The following is a 22229-nucleotide window of genomic DNA, read 5'->3' on the forward strand; positions in this document are numbered from 1 at the left end:
CTTTTGTTTTGTGCTGCTTGTTTTGTTTATCCTAATAAAGAGAAAGTAGAAGCCGGGCCTTTTTCCATGGCCGGGGTTTGACTGACAGTCCTATAGCTCAGTTGGTTAGAGCGCTACACTGATAATGTAGAGGTCGGCAGTTCAACTCTGCCTGGGACTACCCTTTTTTTGGGGGGGATTAGCTCAGCTGGCTAGAGCACCTGCTTTGCAAGCAGGGGGTCAACGGTTCGAATCCGTTATTCTCCACATATTCCCGTGTTTTCGGGTATTACGATCTTTGACATGATGCGAACAAGAAAAAAGTAAAGTTAAAGCTGAAAGTATATATCGACCTTTCAAATGTGTCGGTAAGATAAAAAAGCAATTAAGGGCACATGGCGGATGCCTTGGCTCTCGGAGGCGATGAAGGACGTGATAAGCTGCGATAAGCCGCGGGTAGGTGCAAATGACCTTTGATCCGCGGATTTCCGAATGGGACAACCCGCCACCTTGAAGGGGTGGCATCTGCCTATGGCAGAGGCTAACGCAGGGAACTGAAACATCTTAGTACCTGCAGGAAAAGAAAATAAACAATGATTCCCCCAGTAGTGGCGAGCGACCGGGGAATAGCCCAAACCATGGGTGTTACGGCATCCATGGGGTTGTAGGACCACGTCGTGGCACGCGTGACGGTGAGTGGAACTGCCTGGAAAGGCAGGTCATAGAGGGTGATAACCCCGTACACGAAGCCGTTTCCAGCCTAGTGGTATCCTGAGTAGCGCGGGGCACGAGGAATCCTGCGTGAATCTGCCGGGACCATCCGGTAAGGCTAAATACTCCCGAGAGACCGATAGTGGACCAGTACCGTGAGGGAAAGGTGAAAAGCACTTCGAACAGAAGAGTGAAATAGTTCCTGAAACCATGTGCCTACAAGCGGTCGGAGCCGTGTTTCCACGGTGACGGCGTGCCTTTTGCATAATGAACCTACGAGTTACTTTTTCCGGCGAGGTTAAGGGTCTTTAGCCCCGGAGCCGAAGCGAAAGCGAGTCTTAATAGGGCGTTCGAGTCGGAAGGAGTAGACGCGAAACCAAGTGATCTACCCTTGGGCAGGTTGAAGGATGGGTAACACCATCTGGAGGACCGAACCGATAAGCGTTGAAAAGCTTCCGGATGACCTGAGGGTGGGGGTGAAAGGCTAATCAAACTTGGAGATAGCTCGTACTCCCCGAAATGCATTTAGGTGCAGCCTTGACTTATACCGGCATGAGGTAGAGCGACTGATAAGATGCGAGGGCTTCGCCGCCTATCAAGTCTTGACAAACTCCGAATGCTTGCCGGTTCTATGTCAGGAGTGAGGGCATGGGTGCTAAGGTCCATGTCCTAAAGGAGAACAATCCGGACCAGCAGCTAAGGTCCCCAAATGAATACTTAGTTGAACTAACGAAGTCAGATTGCTAAGACAGCTAGGATGTTGGCTTGGAAGCAGCCATTCATTTAAAGAGTGCGTAACAGCTCACTAGTCGAGGAGTTTGGCGTGGATAATAATCGGGCATAAGTATTCTACCGAAGCTCTGGGATGATTCATATCATCGGTAGGGGAGCATTCCACTCTGCGTCGAAGGGTAAGCGCGAGCTTTCCTGGAGCGTGTGGAAACGCAAATGTAGGTATAAGTAACGATAAAGGGGGTGGGAAACCCCCTCGCCGCAAGACTAAGGTTTCCTGATCAACGCTAATCGGATCAGGGTTAGTCGGGTCCTAAGGCTCAGCCGAATGGCGATGCCGATGGCAGAACCGGTTAATATTCCGGTACTACCTTCAGGAGTGACGTGGTGACGGAGCAGTGACAATGCCGCCGGCTGACGGAATAGCCGGTTGAATGGTGTAGGTGCCGAGGGGTTCAGGCAAATCCGTTCCCCGAGCCGAACCTGACAGTATGGCGCGTCCTTTGGACAAGCCAATAGCGCATGTAATCATACTCCCTAGAAAATCCGCTAAACTTAATCCTGTGGGTACCCGTACCGCAAACGGACACACGTAGTCGGGTTGAATATACTAAGGCGCTTGAGTGATTCACGGTTAAGGAACTAGGCAAACTGACCCTGTAACTTCGGGATAAAGGGTCCTCCGGCGACGGAGGCGCAGAGAATCGGTCCAGGCAACTGTTTAACAAAAACACAGGGCTGTGCTAAATCGAAAGATGAAGTATACAGCCTGACACCTGCCCGGTGCCGGAAGGTTAAGAGGAGAGGTCATCGATGAGAGAAGCCTTGAATTGAAGCCCCGGTAAACGGCGGCCGTAACTATAACGGTCCTAAGGTAGCGAAATTCCTTGTCGGGTAAGTTCCGACCTGCACGAATGGTGTAATGATCTGGACGCTGTCTCAACCGTGAGCTCAGTGAAATTGTAGTATCGGTGAAGATGCCGATTACCCGCGATGGGACGAAAAGACCCCGTGAACCTTTACTATAGCTTAACATTGAATTTGGGTAATTGATGTGTAGGATAGGCCGGAGGCATTGAATTCGGGACGCCAGTCCCGTTGGAGCCGCTGTTGAAATACGGCCCTTTGGTTATTTGAGTTCTAACCCGTTGATTTTCGGGGACACTGTTTGGTGGGTAGTTTGACTGGGGTGGTCGCCTCCAAAAGCGTAACGGAGGCTTCTAAAGGTGCCCTCACGACGATTGGTAACCGTCGGGAGAGTGTAATGGCATAAGGGCGCTTGACTGGGAGACTTACAAGTCGATCAGGTAGGAAACTAGAGCATAGTGATCCGGTGTTTCTGTATGGAAAGGACATCGCTCAAAGGATAAAAGGTACTCCGGGGATAACAGGCTGATCCCTCCCAAGAGCTCATATCGACGGAGGGGTTTGGCACCTCGATGTCGGCTCGTCACATCCTGGGGCTGGAGAAGGTCCCAAGGGTTGGGCTGTTCGCCCATTAAAGTGGCACGCGAGCTGGGTTCAGAACGTCGTGAGACAGTTCGGTCTCTATCTATCGTGGGCGCATGAAATTTGCGTGGCTCTGACACTAGTACGAGAGGACCGTGTTGGACTGACCTCTGGTTTACCGGTTGTGCCGCCAGGTGCATCGCCGGGTATCTAAGTCGGGATTGGATAAGTGCTGAAAGCATCTAAGTACGAAGCCAGCCACAAGATTAGATTTCTTTTCAGGGCCGTCACAGACGATGACGTTGATAGGATGCAGGTGTACAGGCAGGGATGTCACAGCCGAGCATTACTAATTGCCCGTCCGCTTTTTTGTCTTCCGCGCTTGGGCGGTATATACCTTCAGTTCAGGGGGTTGGTTGCGAAGCCTGTCCCCGTTTGTTTTTTCTTTTCTTTTTTCTTCCGTCATGTCATCCTTATTCAGGTGGCTATTGCACCGGGGTTCCACCTCTTCCCATTCCGAACAGAGAAGTTAAGCCCGGTCACGCCGATGGTACTGCGTAACAGTGGGAGAGTAGGTAGCCGCCGTCTTTTTTTGAAGTGGCCCCTCCATCCGGGAACGGATGGGGGGCTTTCTGTTTTTGTGCCTTTGGGTTTCTGGACTTTTTGCTGTTTTTTTTTAAAACGACAAACTTTTCTTCCTTTCTTACCATCTAATATTGAATTGATTTTCGTATTTTTGGCAGCAATCTGATAAAAAGGAAAATATACGTATTTAATATTGTAATATAAATCAAATAATACTCCTATAAATATGGAAAACAAGATTCAAGAGCTGACCGATAAAATCTACCGTGAAGGGGTAGAAAAAGGAAACGAAGAAGCTCAGAGGCTTATCGCGAAGGCTCAGGAAGAAGCAAAAAAAATAGTAGAGGATGCTCGTAAGGAAGCCGACTCTATTGTGACTACCGCCCATAAGTCTGCCGACGAATTGGCAGAGAATACAAAATCAGAATTAAAATTGTTTGCCGGTCAGGCTGTTAATGCACTGAAATCCGAAATTGCTACTTTAGTGACGGATAAGATTGTGAATGCCGATGTAAAAGCATTTGCCGAGAATAAAGAATTCCTTCATTCTTTCATCGTTGCATTGGCCTCTAAATGGTCTGCAAATGAGGCGATTGTCATCTCTACTGCTGATGCAGAAGGTTTGACGAAGTATTTTGTGGCGAAAGCCAAAACCTTGCTGGATAATGGAGTGAAGATTGAACAAGTGAACGGTATCAAGTCTTTGTTCTCCGTATCGCCTGCCGACGGTTCGTACAAAGTGAACTTCGGCGAAGAAGAATTTATGAACTACTTCAAGGAATTCCTGCGTCCGCAGTTAGTGGAAATGCTCTTTTAACCCCTGAATTATGAGTAAATACTATTACTTGGTAGCCGGTTTGCCCGAACTTTCTTTGGAAGATAGCAAGCTGAGCTATACAGTAGCAGATTTCAGGACGGAATTCTATCCCTATTTGTCGGGTGAGGATAAAAAACTGATGGATTTGTTTTATCTGAAATTCGACAATGCCAATGTCTTGAAGCTGTTGAAGGATAAGGATGCCTCCATTGATTTGCGTGGAAATTTTTCGGCAGAGGAATTGATGGGCTATATTTCCCGGATGAAAGAGGGAGATGAGGTGTCTGAAAGCGTATTCCCTTCTTATTTGTCTGCTTTTATCTCTGAATATTTCAGTACGTCTGCCGGCGATGATGTCTTATATGAGAACCGTTTGACAGCACTTTATTATGCTTATGCAATGAAGTGCAAGAATCGTTTTGTGTCTTCATGGTTTTCTTTCAATCTTACCGTGAACAATATATTGGCAGCGCTTACGGCGCGAAAGTTCAAGATGGAGGTTGCCCCGCTTATTGTGGGTGATACGGAGGTGTGCGAGATTTTGAGAACTTCCAATGCGCGTGATTTCGGCTTGGGCAGTGAGGTGGAATATTTGGAGCAGCTGGTGAAAATCAGTGAAACGAGTGAGTTGCTGGATCGGGAGAGGAAGATTGATCAACTTCGTTGGGACTGGATGGAAGAAGCTACGTTCTTTGACTATTTCACGGTAGAACGTCTGTTTGTATTCCTGCAACAATTGGAGATGATTGAGCGATGGATTTCATTGGATAAAGAAAGGGGTAGCCAGATGTTTCGCAGCATGATCGCTGCCTTGAAAGACGAGGTGCAGATACCCGTAGAATTCAGATAAAACAAATAACATAATTATATGGCAACAAAAGGAACTGTAAGTGGCGTAATAGCCAACATGGTGACCCTCGTCGTTGACGGACCGGTGGCGCAAAACGAGATTTGTTATATCTCGACCGGTGGCGACAAGTTGATGGCGGAGGTGATTAAGGTGGTAGGCACCCGGGTCTATGTACAGGTGTTTGAGAGCACCCGCGGACTGAAGGTGGGAGCCGAAGCCGAGTTTACCGGACACATGCTCGAAGTGACGCTGGGACCGGGTATGCTTTCAAAAAACTACGATGGTCTGCAAAACGACCTCGATAAGATGGATGGCGTTTTCCTGAAACGCGGACAATATACCTATCCGTTGGATAAGGGAAGCAAATGGCATTTTGCTCCTTTGGCGAAGGTGGGCGACAAAGTAGAAGCCGCTGCTTGGCTGGGACAAGTGGATGAGAATTTCCAGCCGTTGAAAATCATGGTGCCTTTTGAACAAAAAGGTGTATGTACCGTGAAATCCATTGCAGCAGAAGGCGACTACACCATTGAAGATACCATTGCAGTGCTGACTGATGAAGAAGGTAACGACATCCATGTGAACATGATACAGAAATGGCCTGTGAAGCGTGCCATGACGAACTATAAGGAAAAGCCCCGTCCTTTCAAATTGCTGGAAACCGGGGTACGTGTCATCGATACGGTCAATCCGATTGTAGAAGGGGGCACGGGATTTATTCCCGGTCCGTTCGGTACAGGCAAGACGGTACTTCAGCATGCCATTTCCAAGCAGGCGGAAGCAGATATCGTAATCATTGCAGCTTGCGGTGAGCGTGCCAACGAGGTGGTGGAAATCTTTACGGAGTTTCCCGAATTGGTAGACCCGCATACCGGACGTAAGCTGATGGAACGTACTATTATCATTGCCAATACTTCGAACATGCCGGTTGCCGCGCGTGAAGCGTCGGTCTACACGGCTATGACGATTGCCGAATATTATCGCAGCATGGGTTTGAAGGTGTTGCTGATGGCCGACTCCACATCGCGTTGGGCACAGGCATTGCGCGAGATGTCCAACCGTATGGAAGAGCTTCCCGGACCGGATGCCTTCCCGATGGACTTGTCATCCATCATATCCAACTTCTATGGTCGTGCCGGCTATGTGAAGCTGAATAACGGTGAGACGGGCTCCATCACATTCATCGGTACGGTATCTCCCGCCGGTGGTAACTTGAAAGAGCCGGTAACCGAAAACACGAAGAAAGTGGCCCGTTGTTTCTATGCCCTTGAGCAAGACCGTGCCGACAAAAAACGCTATCCGGCCGTTAATCCGATTGATTCTTATTCCAAATACATCGAATATCCCGAATTTGCCGACTACATTGGCAAGCGCATCAACGGCGAGTGGATTGGAAAGGTAAATGAAGTCAAAACCCGTTTGCAACGCGGTAAGGAGATCGCAGAGCAAATCAACATTCTGGGTGATGACGGTGTGCCCGTAGAGTATCACGTGACGTTCTGGAAATCAGAGCTGATAGACTTCGTTATCTTGCAGCAAGATGCTTTCGACGAGATTGATGCCGTGACTCCGATGGATCGTCAGGAAGAAATTCTGAATATGGTGATAAACATCTGTCATACTGAGTTTAAGTTTGATAACTTCAATGAGGTGATGGAATACTTCAAGAGGATGATTAACATCTGCAAGCAGATGAACTACTCGAAGTTCAAGTCTGAAGCATACGATGGCTTTTACAAACAGTTGTCGGAACTGATAGAAGAGCGTAGAGCCTGAAAAAAAATGCTGTTTTGACGTTTATGACTTTCTGTTCGGGCTTTGCCGATGCAGGTTTTGCGGCAGAAGAAGTGGACGGGGAAATAGCGAGAAGAACGACGAGAGATTTAAAATGGTAAATAGTAAATTGTCAAATAGAAAATAAATAGATGGCAACAAAAGCATTTCAAAAAATATATACCAAGATAACTCAGATTACGAAAGCCACGTGTTCGCTCAAGGCAACCGGAGTGGGGTATGACGAGTTGGCGACCGTGAACGGCAAATTGGCCCAAGTGGTAAAGATTGCCGGCGACGAAGTGACTTTGCAGGTGTTTGAGGGTACGGAAGGCATTCCTACCAATGCAGAGGTAGTATTCTTGGGCAAGGCTCCTACAATCAAGGTGAGCGAGCAGCTTGCCGGACGCTTCTTCAACGCATTTGGCGACCCCATCGACGGCGGTCCCGCCATTGAAGGCGAAGAGGTGGAAATCGGCGGTCCGTCCGTGAATCCGGTGCGCCGTAAACAGCCTTCGGAGCTGATTGCAACCGGTATTGCCGGCATCGACTTGAACAACACGCTGGTGTCCGGACAGAAGATTCCGTTTTTTGCCGACCCCGATCAACCTTTCAATCAGGTGATGGCCAATGTGGCGCTGCGTGCCGAGACAGACAAGATTATTCTGGGCGGCATGGGGATGACAAATGACGACTACCTCTATTTCAAGAATGTGTTCTCTAATGCGGGTGCGCTCGACCGTATCGTCAGCTTCATGAACACCACCGAAAATCCTCCGGTGGAACGTCTGCTGATTCCGGACATGGCCCTGACGGCTGCCGAATATTTCGCAGTGAACAACAACGAGAAGGTGCTGGTGCTGCTGACGGACATGACCTCTTATGCCGATGCCTTGGCCATTGTGTCCAACCGTATGGATCAGATTCCTTCCAAGGACTCCATGCCCGGCTCCCTCTATTCGGATTTGGCAAAGATATACGAGAAGGCGGTGCAGTTCCCAAGCGGCGGTTCCATAACGATTATTGCGGTGACTACCCTGTCGGGTGGCGATATCACGCACGCCGTGCCCGACAATACGGGGTATATCACGGAAGGACAGTTGTTCCTCCGCCGCGACAGCGACATCGGTAAGGTGATTGTAGACCCGTTCCGTTCCTTGTCGCGTCTGAAGCAGTTGGTTACGGGCAAGAAGACGCGTAAAGACCATCCGCAGGTGATGAATGCCGCCGTGCGTCTGTATGCCGATGCCGCCAACGCCAAGACCAAGCTTGAAAACGGTTTCGACCTGACGAACTACGACGAACGTACGCTTGCTTTTGCGAAAGACTACTCCAACCAACTGTTGGCCATCGACGTCAACCTCGATACCACAGAGATGCTCGATGTGGCATGGAGTTTATTCGGCAAGTATTTCCGTCCGGAAGAGGTGAATATCAAGAAAGAACTGGTAGACGAATTCTGGCCGGAAACAAATAACTAATCGCTAATCAACTAATCACTAAAAGAAGTGGCTATCAAGTTTCAATATAACAAGACCTCCCTCCAGCAGTTGGAAAAGCAACTGAAGGTGCGCGTGCGTACACTCCCCATCATTAAGAACAAGGAGAGTGCCCTGCGCATGGAAGTGAAGCGCTGCAAAACCGATGCTGCCGCGCTGGATGCGAGGTTGGAAAAGGAAATCCAAGCTTACGAAGCCATGTTCGCCCTTTGGAATGAGTTCGATACCTCATTGATAAAGGTCAGCAATGTTCATCTCGGCGTGAAGAAGATTGCCGGCGTGAGAGTGCCGTTGCTCGAAAACGTGGATTTCGAGGTACGCCCGTACAGCTTGTTCAGTGCTCCCAAATGGTATGCAGACGGGTTGCACTTGCTCAAGTTGCTGGCGCATACGGCCATCGAGCGCGAATTTACCGTTGCCAAGCTGAACTTGCTGGAACATGCGCGTAAAAAGACCACCCAGAAGGTGAATCTTTTTGAAAAAGTACAGATTCCGGGCTATCAGGATGCGCTGCGCAAAATCAAACGATTCATGGAGGACGAAGAAAACCTCTCCAAGTCGTCGCAGAAAATCATGAAGTCCCATCAAGACAACAGAAAGGAGGAAGAGTTATGATTACGAAGATGAAAAAACTCACTTTCTTGGTTTACCATAAGGAGTACGAACCGTTCTTGGATCGCTTGCGCGAACTCGGTGTGGTACACATCGTGGAGAAGCAACGGGGCGAACCCGACGAGGCGTTGCATGCCTCTTTGGCAAAGCGCACTGTTTATCGCAACCTGCTTGCCGATATGCGTAAACTTGCCGATATGTACCCCTCTCCCGAGAGTGGTGTGTCTGCCGGCAAGGAGCAAGCGGTGCAAGCTTCATCGGCAGTGCAACACATGTTCGGGGCCATGCAGCCGGCAGCCGATGCGGAAACGCTGCGTTCCTGCTACGAACGGTTGCAGGATAACATACAGAAGAGTGCGCAGCGTGTGCAGTCGCTCGAGCGCGATGCCGCCCAGCTGGAAGTGTGGGGCGATTTCGATTGGCAGGCGGTGCATCGTTTGCAGGAAGCCGGTTGGAATATGCTGTTCTACACTTGCCAGAACAAGGATTATGTTCCCGAATGGGAAGAACAGTACGACATAGTCAAAGTAGCAGAGCGAGGCGGTTATGTTTATTTCGTGGTAGTGGCGCAGGGTGCTGTCGAACTTTTTGCCGAGGCTGTTCGCCTGCCTTCCGTTCGCTTGTCGGAGTTGAAGGCTCGGAAAGTCGAGGCCGAAAGCCGGCTGGCACAAGCCAAGTATGAATTGTCGGCATTCTGTCGTACCCATTGCGAAGCGATGGAAGCACATTGCGACGCTTTGCAGGACGACATCGACTTGATGACCGTGAAGCTCAACGGTGAGCGCATTCTCGAAGGTGCTGCCGTGCTGCTTGAGGGGTGGATTCCTGTCGATAGCGAAGCCGAAGTGCGCAACGAGTTGGATGCTTCGGGTGTGTACTACGAGCTGAAGTCGGCTTCGAAAGCCGATCCGGCTCCCATCAAGTTGAAGAACAATGCGTTCACCCGTATGTACGAAGTGCTGACGCGCATGTATGGCATGCCCGAATATGCCGAATTCGACCCCACGCCGATGATTGCCCCGTTTTTCACCCTGTTCTTTGCTTACTGCATGGGCGATGCGGGTTACGGCATCATCCTCATTCTGCTGGGCTTCTACCTGAAACGCAAACTGTCTGCCTCGATGCGGGGAATGATGAACCTTGTCATTACCCTCGGTGTGGCCACCATGTTGCTCGGAGCGGTGTTCGGAACATTCTTCGGCGCGAATCTATTCGACATGAATCTGCCCGAAGAACTGAAACAATTCATGATTACAGGTAAGGTAGGAGCCACGAACTACGACAAAACCATGCTGCTGGCATTGATTATCGGCGTGGTGCACGTCATCGTGGGTATGACGGTGAAAGCTATCGTGTCAACCGTACGTTTCGGCTTCAAGGATTCGCTCAGTGCATGGGCATGGCTGCTGTTGGTAGTGGGCTTCATTGCCACCGGTGCGCTGACTTCGTTGCAGCTCATTCCACAGCACGTGTCTACGTGGGCATTCCTGCTCATCGGCGGCGTTTCTGCCGTGGGCATATACTTGCTCAACAACTTGCGGCGCAATGTTTTTGTCAACATTGGTGCAGGATTGTGGGACACGTATAACATGGCTACGGGACTTATGGGCGACATTCTTTCCTACATCCGTCTCTATGCCCTTGGTCTGGCAGGTGGCATGCTGGGAGGCGTCTTCAACCAGCTTGCCTTTATGGTGAACGACGCGGCCGGGCCGGTTCTGGGCTGGTTTTTCTGCCTGTTGATTCTCGTCTTCGGTCATACCTTGAACATAGGCATGTCTTGCTTGAGTGCATTCGTGCATCCGCTGCGTCTGACTTTCGTCGAGTATTTCAAGAACTCCGGCTATGAGGGGCGCGGCGAGGCCTATAAACCGTTTGGTTTTGTAAAAAAGTAAACAATAAATAATCAATTATTAAATAACAAATAAAAAACAAGAACACTATGAATGAATTATTAGGTTACATCGGTTTGGGCTTGATGTTGGCTCTTGCCGGAATTGGAAGTTGCTACGGAACGACTATCGCAGGAAATGCAGCCGAAGGGGCTCTGAAGAAAGACCCCTCTAAGTCGTCGGGCTACATGATTTTGGCGGCTCTTCCCGCTACACAGGGATTGTACGGATTTGTTGCTTTCCTCATGTGGTTGGGCAAGGATTTTGCTACGGAAGGTCCTCTTATGCTGGGTGTAGGTGCTGCCGTAGGCTTCGTGTGTCTTATTTCGTCCATCCGTCAGGCGCAAGTTTGTGCAAACGGTATCGTGGGTATGTCTCAAGGACATGATGTGCAGACCAACACCATGATTTATGCTGCTCTTCCTGAGTTTTACGCCATCTTGGCATTGGTTGCCGCATTGATGGTATAAACCTTGATTTTAAGTAGGGCATAAGGGCGTCAAGAAACGCATGCTGCCTTTATCACATTTTTTCAGGCGCAGATTACGCTTACCCTCACGGGTCTCGATTCTCCGAAACCGTGCTTGTCAGTGAAATCTGCGCCTGATGCTGTTTTCATGATCTGCTGCCTTTCTTGTTTCCCCACACTTCGTCCTCCTTATACAGCCACTTCGCCCTCTTTCTTCCCTCATTTCGTCAGGCTTCAAGTGCGGCATTGGGAGTGCTGAAGTGCGGCATCGGGAGTGCTGAAGTGTGGTATTGGAAGTGTTAAAGTGTGGCATCGAATTCAAAACAAACGGGGTGGGAGATAACCGTCGCTGCTTGCTTTGGCGGGCATAAAGGAGTGAACGGTATCCATACTTCCTCTCTTTCTTCCGGTTCATGCAAACGTTTGTTTATTCATCTTTCATTAGTTTTATCGATTAAAAGGCTATTTTTCAAAGAATAATGCGTAATTTTGCCCTATATTATTTTTAGAAAAGAGATTGTAACGTAAATATGATTAAAGAACTACTTACCCCCGACTATATCTTCGAAGCAAGTTGGGAAGTATGTAATAAAGTAGGCGGTATCTATACAGTTTTGTCCACCAAAGCGAGTACTTTGCAGACAAAGTTTCGCGACAAGCTGTTTTATATCGGGCCGGATGTCTGGCAAGGAAAAGAAAACCCTTTGTTTATCGAGTCCGATACTCTTTGGACACCATGGAGGAAGCATGCTGCCGAGAAAGAAAACCTTTCTGTCCGTGTCGGGCGATGGAATATTCCGGGCGAGCCTATCGTTATTTTGGTTGATTTCAATTCGTTTTTTGCGCAGAAAAACGAAATCTATACCGATATGTGGAACCGCTATCAAGTGGATTCGCTGCATGCTTACGGCGATTATGACGAAGCGTCCATGTTTGCTTATGCCGCCGGAAGGGTGACTGAGAGCTTCTATCGTTATAATCTGCTGGAGACGGACAGCGTTGTGTTTCAGGCGCATGAGTGGATGACCGGTATGGCCGCGCTCTATCTTCAGACCGCAGTGCCGGAAATAGCAACCATCTTCACTACCCACGCCACCTCAATAGGCCGTTCCATTGCAGGTAACGGCAAGCCTTTGTACGACTATCTTTTTGCATACAACGGCGACCAGATGGCTCAGGAACTGAACATGGAGTCGAAGCACTCTATCGAGAAACAGACCGCCCATTATGCGGATTGCTTCACCACCGTGAGCGAAATTACGAACAATGAGTGCAAGGAGCTGCTCGACAAGTCGGCCGACGTGGTGCTGATGAACGGATTTGAGGACGATTTCGTGCCGAAGGGCGCTACTTTTACAGGCAAGCGCAAGCGTGCCCGTTCCGCCATGTTGCGGGTGGCAAACTGTCTGCTGGGCGAGGATTTGGATGACGACACGCTGATTGTCGGCACCAGCGGGCGATATGAGTTCAAGAACAAAGGCATCAATCTTTTCCTCGAAGCATTGAACCGGCTGAACCGCGACAGAAACCTGAAGAAGAAAGTGCTGGCTTTCGTCAATGTGCCCGGCTGGGTGGGGGAGCCCCGCGAAGATTTGCGGCAGCGCCTCAAGAGTAAAGACAAATTTTCCGCTGCCTTGGAATGTCCTTTCATCACCCATTGGTTGCACAACATGACGCACGACCAAGTACTCGACATGCTGAAATATCTGGGCATGGGCAACACGCGCGAAGATAAGGTGAAGGTGGTTTTCGTGCCCTGCTACCTCGATGGCAAGGACGGCATATTCAACAAACACTACTACGACATCATTTTAGGCCAAGACCTCAGCGTCTATCCGTCCTATTATGAGCCGTGGGGATATACTCCGTTGGAAAGCGTGGCCTTCCGTGTGCCTACCATCACTACGGACCTTGCCGGCTTCGGGCTTTGGGTGAACAGCCTGAAAAACCGGCACGGCATAGACGATGGCGTAGAGGTGTTGCATCGCTCGGACTACAACGATTCTGAAGTGGCCGACGGCATCAAAGACACCATTTCCTTGTTCTCTGCCAAAACAGAAACTGAAGTCAAAGAAATACGCAAGCGTGCCGCTCGAGTGGCCGAGCAGGCTTTGTGGAAACATTTCATACAATATTATTATGAGGCGTATGACATTGCATTGCGCAATGCAATGAAGCGCCAGTTAATTTGAAAGATATATTAATCAATTAGTAATCATACAATGAAGATTAAAGTTAGTAATGTAAACACTCCGAACTGGAAAGACGTGAATGTCAAGTCGCACATTCCTGCCGAATTGGAGAAACTGTCGGAACTTGCACGCAACATTTGGTGGGCATGGAATTATGAGGCCACCGAACTGTTCAGTGACCTTGACCCTGCTCTTTGGAAAGAAGTGGGACAGAATCCGGTACTTCTGTTGGAACGTATGAGTTATGCTAAACTCGAAGCACTTGCCAAAGATAAAGTCATTTTGCGCAGAATGGAAGATGTTTATTCCAAGTTCCACACTTATATGAATGTGGCCCCCGACAGCAAGCGTCCTTCCGTGGCATATTTCAGTATGGAATATGGATTGAACCATGTACTCAAAATATACTCCGGCGGCTTGGGTGTGCTTGCCGGCGACTACCTGAAAGAAGCATCCGACAGCAACGTCGATATGTGTGCGGTCGGTTTCCTGTATCGTTACGGCTATTTCACTCAAACATTGTCTATGGACGGGCAGCAAGTGGCCAATTACGAAGCGCAGAACTTCGGCCAGTTACCCATCGACCGTGTGTTGGACGAAAACGGCCAGCAAGTGGTGGTGGATGTGCCTTATATGGACTACTACGTGCATGCCTATGTGTGGAGAGTGAACGTAGGACGCATCGCCCTCTATCTGCTCGATACGGACAACGAGATGAACAGCGAGTTCGACCGTCCCATCACGCATCAGCTTTATGGCGGCGACTGGGAGAACCGTCTGAAGCAAGAGATTCTGCTTGGTATCGGAGGTATGCTGACCTTGAAGAAGCTGGGCATCAAGAAAGATATTTATCATTGCAACGAAGGGCATGCCGCCTTGATAAACGTGCAGCGTATTTGCGACTATGTGGCTGAAGGATTGACCTACGATCAGGCCATCGAGCTGGTGCGCGCCTCTTCGCTTTACACGGTACACACACCGGTGCCTGCAGGTCACGATTACTTTGACGAAGGCCTGTTCGGGAAGTACATGGGAGGCTATCCTTCTAAGATGGGCATCAGTTGGGACGACTTGATGGACCTCGGACGTAATAATCCGGGCGACAAGAACGAACGTTTCTGCATGTCGGTGTTTGCATGCAACACTTCGCAGGAGGTGAACGGCGTGAGCTGGCTGCACGGAAAGGTTTCGCAGGAGATGTTCGCCTCCATCTGGAAGGGCTATTTCCCCGAAGAGAGTCACGTGGGCTATGTCACCAACGGCGTTCACTTCCCCACATGGAGCGCAACGGAGTGGAAGCATCTCTACGCTTCGCATTTCGATGAGAACTTCTGGTACGACCAGTCCAATCCCAAGATTTGGGAAGCTATTTACAATGTTTCCGACGAAGAAATCTGGAAGACGCGCATGGTGATGAAGAATAAACTGATTGACTACGTGCGCAAGCAATACCGTGAAAGCTGGCTGAAGAATCAGGGAGATCCTTCGCGCATCGTTTCTTTGCTGGACAAGATTAATCCGAACGCGTTGATGATAGGTTTCGGCCGTCGTTTCGCCACCTATAAGCGTGCACACCTGCTGTTTACCGACTTGGAGCGTCTGTCCAAGATTGTGAACAACCCCGATTATCCGGTACAATTCCTGTTCACCGGCAAGGCTCATCCCCACGATGGCGCAGGTCAGGGATTGATTAAGCGCATCATTGAAATCTCCCGTCGTCCCGAATTCCTCGGCAAGATTATCTTCTTGGAGAACTACGATATGCAGTTGGCTCGCCGTCTGGTTTCGGGTGTGGATATCTGGCTGAACACGCCGACCCGTCCGCTCGAAGCATCTGGAACTTCCGGCGAGAAAGCGCTGATGAACGGTGTGCTGAACTTCTCCGTACTCGATGGCTGGTGGCTGGAAGGCTACCGCGAAGGTGCAGGCTGGGCGTTGACCGAAAAGCGTACTTATCAAAATCAGGAGCATCAGGACCAACTGGATGCCGCCACCATTTACAGCATCCTCGAACAGGAAATCCTGCCTCTGTATTATGCGCGCAACAAGAAAGGTTATTCCGAAGGATGGGTGAAAACCATCAAGAACTCCATCGCCCGGATTGCTCCTCATTACACCATGAAGCGCCAGTTGGACGATTACTTCAGCAAGTTCTACAACAAGCAGGCCGAACGTTTCAAGACGCTGGCCGCCGATGGTTATGCCAAAGCCAAAGAGATTGCAGCTTGGAAGGAAGAAGTGGCCGGGAAGTGGGACAGCATCGAAGTGGTGTCTTCCGAAATGACGGAAGATTTGATGAAGGGTTCCATCGAGAGCGGTAAGGAATATACCATTACTTACGTCATCGACGAGAAGGGATTGAACGATGCTGTCGGTCTGGAACTGGTAACTACTTATATGGCTCACGACGGTCAGCAGCACGTCTACTCCGTAGAGCCGTTCGAGGTGGTGAAGAAGGAGGGCAACCTATATACGTTCAGGGTGAAGCACAAGCTGGAGAATGCCGGCAGCTTCAAGGTATCCTACCGTATGTTCCCGAAGAATGCCGACCTGCCTCACCGTCAGGATTTCTGCTACGTTCGCTGGTTCATTTGAGTTTGAGCACGCGATGCTGAAAGAAGAAGGCTGTCCTCGGAGAGAAACGGGACAGCCTTCTTTCGCTTCTGTAAAGTTAACCCGAAAAACATCATTCACCTGTGTGATTCAAAAGAGAAACCGTTTTTCTGAACGTACTCTTCGAACGGTATGACAAAAGTGCTGATTACACGGTTTTGATGCGATGCCCTCAAACAAAGCCACAAAAATGTCTTTACGACATCCTTGCGGCTTCATTTTTTGTGCCGAAACGTTCGGGGAAATTATGCACTTGTCATACTCTTGTTTTTGCGTGCACAATAACGTTCGCACTGGGCACAGATATCATAACCCAACATGGCTCCGAGAATAAAGTCTTCTTCGGGTGTCAGTTGATTCAGCGGGCGGGTCACCATGCAACGGATAGCGTGTATACACTCCGGTCTTCCGAAGAATAGATTAATTTTATTTTTGTCTACCGGCTGGATAAGGTACTCTATCTTCTGATTTCTCAGACGGGCTGTGGCAAATTCTTCGTATTTGCGGTTGACAGTATAGAGCACCATCTGGCGAACTCCCTTCTTGAACTCATAGACGTGGTTCAGAAAAACTTTCAGGTCTGCGGGCAGAATGTCGGCGGATGATATCGTCATATAATAAACACATGCAAAGAAAAAATCAAAAGGATATTTTGAACAAGCCTTAAAGCTTGCTCTTCAGTTCGGTCGTCCAAGCATCGATACGCCCGGCGGTTTTGTGGCTTTCGTTCACTTCGTCGAGGGCAAGCCCTACGAAAACGCCGTTCACCACAGCGATGGATGAAGAGAAAGAATAATCGTCCGGACTGACTTTATTGCCCAAGAACGTGCATCCGGAGTCTTTCAGGTCTTCATAAAGTATTCCGATACCGTCGCAGAATGTGTCGCAGTAGGATTCTGAATCTCCACACCCGAACAGAGCGACAAACTTCATGGAAAGGTCTGAGTTTTTCAGCACTTTCATGCCGTCGTACCAGTCGTCTTGCAATTCGCCGTCGCCCCAAGTCGAAGTGCCCAATACCAATACCTCGTATTCCTGAACCAGTTCGGCGGTCATCTTGTCCACACTGTGTACGTCGGCGGAGGAAACGCCTAATTTCCCGGCTATCTGAGTAGCCAACTCTTCGCAGGTTCCGGTGCTGGAACCATAAAAAACACCTGTTTTCTTCATCGTGAATAAAATAATTAATTTGTCTGCTGCAAAGTAAAGCCTTTGCCGGAGAATGTGAAATACCTACTTGTGGGGCTTTTCACGGTGTGAAGCTCCCTATTTTTGGTTAGCTTGTTTTGTGTAGCGATGTTTCTCGGCCTACCTATTAATGGGGATGCTGTATGCCCTTTACACATTTTCGGGTGACGGAGCGCAATGAGGAGGACGCAGGCTGATGGAAATAATTATTGCTGATAACAAGCGACTTACGCTTGTACAAGTGAGAGGCCACACTTGTACAAGCATCGCTTTTTATTTGTACAAGTGTAGCCTTTCACTTGTAGGAGTGTAAGCTATCACTTGTACAAGTGTGCGTTGTCGGTAGGTGCAAGTGTTGAAGAGGTATGGATTGTTCCGCTCTGTCCTTCCTGAAAACAGAAAATAGACCGAAAATAGACTTAAAGCAAGCCGGGTAAAAAACTTTTCTGTGAGAATTTAAACAGGAACTAAGGTAATTTCAAGACAGCTTCTAAATCTTGGGATTGTAGTTGTAGGTCACGGTTTCGTTCCTTTTCAGCGAAGCCTGCACGTCTATCAGACGCTGGTTGCGGCTTCCCCGGAAGTAGAGCTCTTCATCCCGCAGCTCTTCTTTGAATTTTCCGTCCACCAACACGTCGATGTATTCCAGCAGCTTGGCTTGGCGCGGATTGTTCAGCAGCTTCTCAAAAGTATATCCCGTATAGCACCAGATGTTTTTCCGGCTCTGTTTTTTGATGGCGCATGCCAGTTGGGCGAAGCCTTCGGGCTGGAACATGGGGTCGCCGCCACTGAAGGTGACGTCTGCAAAATTATCGGCAAACACCTTTTCCAGAATCTCGTCGATGCTCATCCGGCGTCCTCGGTTGATGTCCCACGAACCGGGGTTGTGGCAGCCGGGGCATCGGTTGGGGCATCCGGCGGCATAAATGGCGGTCCGGAATCCCGGACCGTCCACTGTGGTATCTTCTAATATATCAAGAATGGAAAGCATGGCTGTATTTACTCGTGTATCGTTCTATCGTTCAGTTCGGCCAGCTTAGCATTGTTCCACCGGTCGGTAGTGCCTACCAGATAGCCGGTGATGCGCTGCAGCTTGTCTATGTGCTTGCTGCCGCATTTGGGACATACTTCCAGATTCGGAACGGAGTTTTCGTAACCGCAATCCAGACAACGGTTGCGGTTGTGGTTCACCGAGCCGTACCCGATGTTGTAGCAGTCCATCATGTCCACCACGCGCATGATAACTTCCGGATTGTGGGTGGCGTCGCCGTCGATCTCCACATAGAAGATGTGGCCGCCCCGGGTGAGGTCGTGATAGGGGGCTTCGACTTCGGCCTTGTGGCGGGCGCTGCATTTGTAATACACGGGCACGTGATTGGAGTTGGTGTAATATTCGCGGTCGGTGATGCCCGGCAACACTCCGAACTTTTTGCGGTCTATGCGGGTGAACTTGCCCGACAATCCTTCGGCCGGGGTGCCCAGAATGCTGTAATTGTGCTGATATTGGTCGGAGAACTGATTGGCCCGGTCGCGCATGTAGGTCACGATTTTCAGTCCGAGTTCCTGTGCTTCCTCCGATTCGCCGTGGTGCTTTCCGAGGAGAGCCACGAGACACTCGGCCAATCCGATGAAGCCGATGCCCAGCGTTCCCTGATTGATGACGGGGGCAATGGTGTCATTGGGCTTCAGTTTGTCGCTGCCTATCCACAAGGCGGACATCAGCAACGGGAATTGCTTGGCGAAAGCTGTCTTTTGAAATTCCATGCGCTCGTGCAGTTGGCGTGCGGTGACTTCGAGCATGTAGTCCAGCCGGGAAAAGAAACGGGCGATGCGTTGTTCTTTATTTTCTATCTCTATGCACTCGATGCCCAGACGGACAATGTTGATGGTGGAGAAGGAGAGGTTTCCTCGTCCGATGGACGTCTTCGGGCCGAAACGGTTCTCGAAGACACGGGTGCGGCATCCCATTGTGGCAACCTCGTGCTGATAGCGCTTCGGGTCGTTGGCTTTCCACTCTTCGCTTTGGTTGAAGGTGGCGTCCAAATTCAGGAAGTTGGGGAAGAAACGGCGTGCCGTGACTTTGCAGGCCAACTGGTAGAGGTCGTGGTTGCGGTCTTCCGGCAGGTAGCTGACGCCCCGTTTTTTCTTCCATATCTGTATGGGGAAGATGGCGGTTTCGCCGTTTCCCACGCCCTGATAGGTGCTTTTCAGCAGTTCGCGGATGATGCAGCGCCCCTCTGCCGAAGTGTCCGTGCCGTAGTTGATGGAGCTGAACACCACCTGATTACCGCCGCGCGAGTGGATGGTGTTCATGTTGTGTATAAATGCTTCCATGGCCTGATGCACGCGTGCCACCGTGTTGTTGACGGCATGCTGCACGATGCGTTTCTCGTCAGTCAGCCCGTCCAGAGGCTGCTGCAAATAATCGGTCAGTTCCTTTTGGTAGAGGTGTGAATAATCCTTGCAGTTAAGCTCTTCCAGATTCTTGATTTCCTCGATGTAGCTGTTTCGGACGTAGGGCGCCAGATAGAAGTCGAATGCAGGAATGGCTTGTCCGCCGTGCATCTCGTTTTGGGCCGTTTCCAGCGAAATGCAGCCAAGGATGCTGGCGGTTTCGATGCGTTTGGCCGGGCGCGATTCTCCGTGTCCGGCAGAGAAACCGTATTTCAGAATATGGTCCAGCGGATGCTGCACGCAGGTCAGGCTCTTGGTGGGGTAGTAATCCTTGTCGTGGATGTGCAGGTAGTTGTGGCTGACGGCTTCCAGCGCTTCTTCGCTCAGCAAATAGTCGTCGACAAACGGTTTGGTGGTTTCGCTGGCAAACTTCATCATCATGCCGGCCGGGGTGTCGGCATTCATGTTGGCGTTCTCGCGCGTGATGTCGTTGGATTTGATATTGATGATTTCCAGAAACATGTCGCGCGTCTTTGCTTTGCGGGCGATGCTTCGCTGGTTGCGGTATGCTATGTACTTTTGGGCCACGTCTTTGCGGCTGCTCTTCATCAGTTCCAGTTCCACCATGTCCTGAATGGCTTCCACTGTCATCTGAGAGTCTCCTTTGAAGGAGATGTGGTCTGTAATCTGGTGTATCAGCTGTAAATCTTCACCCTTATCGGTGTGCAGCATGGCCTTACGGATGGCCGTGGCTATCTTTTCTTCGTTGAAGCCGACGATGCGTCCATCACGCTTTAGTACTGTTTGTATCATAACTTTTTATGCTTAAAACGGGATTGGTTATTTAGAGTAATTGTGGAAACAAAGTTATCATTCTTATTTGTAAGTTTATGTTTTTGGGAAACTTTTATCACTTTAAAAAGTGTTAATTAGTTGATTATTAGTCGTTTTAGTTTATAAATGTGGAAACTTTCGGTGGAATAAGGTTTTCTAAAATATTTATTATTGTGTACTGGACTCTTTTTTGACGGCTGATGAATTTCGAAATGTCAAATGAAGATAAATATTTTGATGAGATGGTGTATTTTCAAATTCTTTGGTTATATTTGCGGCTAATCGGTTTTTTTTGAGAGTTCTCTTTCACGGATGTGTGGCTTTGCTTCCTGTGAAATCCGGGCAAAGCGCCGTTCGTTTTTTACAATAATCAAAAAAAGGATGAATATGGCCAATGTGTCTCTTCCACTCAAGATTGATATAGCCGGGGCGTTCTGTGTGCCCTCTGTGCTGAAGGATGCGCGCAAACAGTATTACGAAGGAAAAATGGGCCGGCAAACTTTGCAGGCGGTTGAGGACGCGGAAGTGCGTCGTCTCGTGGAGCGTCTGAAGCAGGGAGGCATGAAAGTGGTGTCTGATGGCGGTTTTCGCACCCGCGATTTTTTGGAAAGTTGGGAAGGCATCCGCTCAAAGGACAATCGTCTTTTCTCCGAAGGCTCTCTTTTGGAGATTACAGGAAGGCTCGGCCTGCTTCGGCATCCCGTTCTGGAGGAATTTGCCTTTTTGGCGTCCGTAGCGGGAGAGGATGTGATGAAGAAGCAGCACGTTCCTTCGCCGGCCGAAGTCATGACACAGATTCTTCAACGGGTGGAGCGGTCTCAATTGGAAATGGTATATCCCGACATCCGGCTGCTGACGGACGACATTGCTTCTTGCTACAAAAGTCTGCTCACCCTGCTTTATGATGCCGGTTGCCGCTATATTCAGTTCGACGGCGTGCATTCCGTCATCATGGAGGAGACCGTCCGGCTGAACAACCGTGTGTTGCGCGAACGGCCTGCCGGAATGTATGTTGCTTTTCATGCACCCACCGACATGCTGGTGCAGTTGCATGGCGCCGATGCTTATTTTTTGAACTACGACTGCGGAGCCTGCGACCGCAACCGCCTGCTTTGGTTCATACACGAGAAAGAGGCCGTCTTCGGTTTTGTCCTCTCTCATTATCCGCATGAAGACGAATTGGACGAATTGCAGGCCAAGACGGAAAGCGTGTTGAATTATATTCCCCTGAAACGTTTCACATTGTGTCTGCCGGACGCCAATGCGCTTCTTTCCCCGTCGCTTGCCGATGAAGAGAAGCAGTGGGAAACCGTGCGGCTTGGGATGATAATGGTAGAACGTATTTTTTCTTGAAACCGGAGGCAAGACGGAGGGTGGGGCATGGTGAACTCCTTCCTCCTCACTTCATCGGTCGCAATACCTCACTTCATCGGTCGTAAACCCTCACTTCGTCGGTCGCAATCCCACACTTTACGGACTTCAATCCCGCACTTTGTTGGCTGTAACCCCGCACTTTACGGCTTGCAATCCCGCACATTTCATCCGTCGCGTTGCGTCATGATGTACAACAGGCGCGGATTGCGCGAATCGACACGGTTTTTATGAATTGAAAAATCCGTGAAATCCGCGCAATCCGCGCCTGA

The 22229-nt window shown here is 49.6% G+C and carries 14 protein-coding genes, 2 tRNA genes and 2 rRNA genes; 14 read left to right on the forward strand and 4 right to left on the reverse strand.

Translation table 11 applies throughout. The features are described 5' to 3' along the window. The first annotated feature begins 86 nt into the window (after nucleotides 1-86). From C3V43_RS02505 to C3V43_RS02565, 13 genes are all read left to right on the forward strand, one after another. A tRNA-Ile gene (locus C3V43_RS02505) sits at nucleotides 87-160 on the forward strand. Between the two features lie 12 nt (nucleotides 161-172). Then, nucleotides 173-246: transfer RNA gene (locus C3V43_RS02510), tRNA-Ala, on the forward strand. A gap of 108 nt (nucleotides 247-354) precedes the next feature. After that, nucleotides 355-3244 (forward strand): 23S ribosomal RNA (locus C3V43_RS02515). 104 nt (nucleotides 3245-3348) lie between these two features. After that, a 5S ribosomal RNA gene (gene rrf / locus C3V43_RS02520) occupies nucleotides 3349-3459 on the forward strand. A gap of 223 nt (nucleotides 3460-3682) precedes the next feature. Beyond that, entirely contained in the window at nucleotides 3683-4273 is a 591-nt protein-coding gene (locus tag C3V43_RS02525; RefSeq protein ID WP_106068456.1) for a V-type ATP synthase subunit E family protein, read from the forward strand. Between the two features lie 10 nt (nucleotides 4274-4283). Further along, the gene (locus C3V43_RS02530) at nucleotides 4284-5123 is read left to right on the forward strand and encodes a DUF2764 family protein (RefSeq protein WP_106068457.1); all 840 of its coding nucleotides are present in this window, start codon (nucleotides 4284-4286) and stop codon (nucleotides 5121-5123) included. An 18-nt stretch (nucleotides 5124-5141) separates the two neighbouring features. After that, nucleotides 5142-6896 (forward strand): V-type ATP synthase subunit A, encoded by a 1755-nt coding sequence (locus C3V43_RS02535; RefSeq protein ID WP_106068458.1) that lies wholly within the window; start codon nucleotides 5142-5144, stop codon nucleotides 6894-6896. Nucleotides 6897-7045: 149 nt separating this feature from the next. Continuing rightward, the gene (locus C3V43_RS02540) at nucleotides 7046-8374 is read left to right on the forward strand and encodes a V-type ATP synthase subunit B (protein WP_106068459.1); all 1329 of its coding nucleotides are present in this window, start codon (nucleotides 7046-7048) and stop codon (nucleotides 8372-8374) included. 27 nt (nucleotides 8375-8401) lie between these two features. Next, nucleotides 8402-9007 carry a V-type ATP synthase subunit D gene (locus C3V43_RS02545; RefSeq protein ID WP_106068460.1) on the forward strand — a complete coding sequence of 202 codons (606 nt, stop codon included), beginning with the start codon at nucleotides 8402-8404 and terminating at the stop codon, nucleotides 9005-9007. Continuing rightward, on the forward strand, nucleotides 9004-10899 hold the full coding sequence (locus C3V43_RS02550) for a V-type ATP synthase subunit I (protein WP_106068461.1): 1896 nt from the start codon (nucleotides 9004-9006) through the stop codon (nucleotides 10897-10899). Before C3V43_RS02545 ends, C3V43_RS02550 begins: the two co-directional genes overlap by 4 nt. 47 nt (nucleotides 10900-10946) lie before the next feature. Continuing rightward, nucleotides 10947-11366, forward strand: a complete 420-nt coding sequence (locus C3V43_RS02555; RefSeq protein ID WP_106068462.1) for an ATPase — start codon at nucleotides 10947-10949, stop codon at nucleotides 11364-11366. Nucleotides 11367-11895: 529 nt separating this feature from the next. After that, nucleotides 11896-13557, forward strand: coding sequence for a glycogen/starch synthase (locus tag C3V43_RS02560; protein WP_106068463.1), 1662 nt, complete (start codon nucleotides 11896-11898; stop codon nucleotides 13555-13557). 30 nt (nucleotides 13558-13587) lie between these two features. Next, entirely contained in the window at nucleotides 13588-16152 is a 2565-nt protein-coding gene (locus C3V43_RS02565) for a glycosyltransferase family 1 protein (RefSeq protein WP_106068464.1), read from the forward strand. Between the two features lie 263 nt (nucleotides 16153-16415). Here the strand turns inward: C3V43_RS02565 and C3V43_RS02570 are convergent, their stop codons facing one another. The 4 genes from C3V43_RS02570 to C3V43_RS02585 all read right to left on the reverse strand — a co-directional run bounded on the left by C3V43_RS02570 (nucleotide 16416) and on the right by C3V43_RS02585 (nucleotide 20565). Continuing rightward, nucleotides 16416-16784 (reverse strand): DUF2023 family protein, encoded by a 369-nt coding sequence (locus C3V43_RS02570; protein WP_106040447.1) that lies wholly within the window; start codon nucleotides 16782-16784, stop codon nucleotides 16416-16418. Between the two features lie 49 nt (nucleotides 16785-16833). Continuing rightward, nucleotides 16834-17340, reverse strand: coding sequence for a flavodoxin FldA (gene fldA / locus C3V43_RS02575; RefSeq protein WP_106068465.1), 507 nt, complete (start codon nucleotides 17338-17340; stop codon nucleotides 16834-16836). A 508-nt stretch (nucleotides 17341-17848) separates the two neighbouring features. Further along, a complete protein-coding gene (gene nrdG / locus C3V43_RS02580) occupies nucleotides 17849-18349 on the reverse strand; it encodes an anaerobic ribonucleoside-triphosphate reductase activating protein (RefSeq protein WP_106068466.1) in 501 nt (166 codons plus the stop codon). An 8-nt stretch (nucleotides 18350-18357) separates the two neighbouring features. Continuing rightward, nucleotides 18358-20565 (reverse strand): anaerobic ribonucleoside triphosphate reductase, encoded by a 2208-nt coding sequence (locus tag C3V43_RS02585; RefSeq protein ID WP_106068467.1) that lies wholly within the window; start codon nucleotides 20563-20565, stop codon nucleotides 18358-18360. Between the two features lie 402 nt (nucleotides 20566-20967). Here C3V43_RS02585 and C3V43_RS02590 point away from each other — a divergent pair, with 402 nt between their 5' ends. Beyond that, nucleotides 20968-21939, forward strand: coding sequence for a uroporphyrinogen decarboxylase/cobalamine-independent methonine synthase family protein (locus C3V43_RS02590; protein ID WP_106068468.1), 972 nt, complete (start codon nucleotides 20968-20970; stop codon nucleotides 21937-21939). The last annotated feature ends 290 nt before the right edge of the window (nucleotides 21940-22229 follow it).

Origin of the sequence: Prevotella heparinolytica (assembly GCF_002998535.1) — a bacterium.
GTDB lineage: Bacteria > Bacteroidota > Bacteroidia > Bacteroidales > Bacteroidaceae > Bacteroides > Bacteroides heparinolyticus.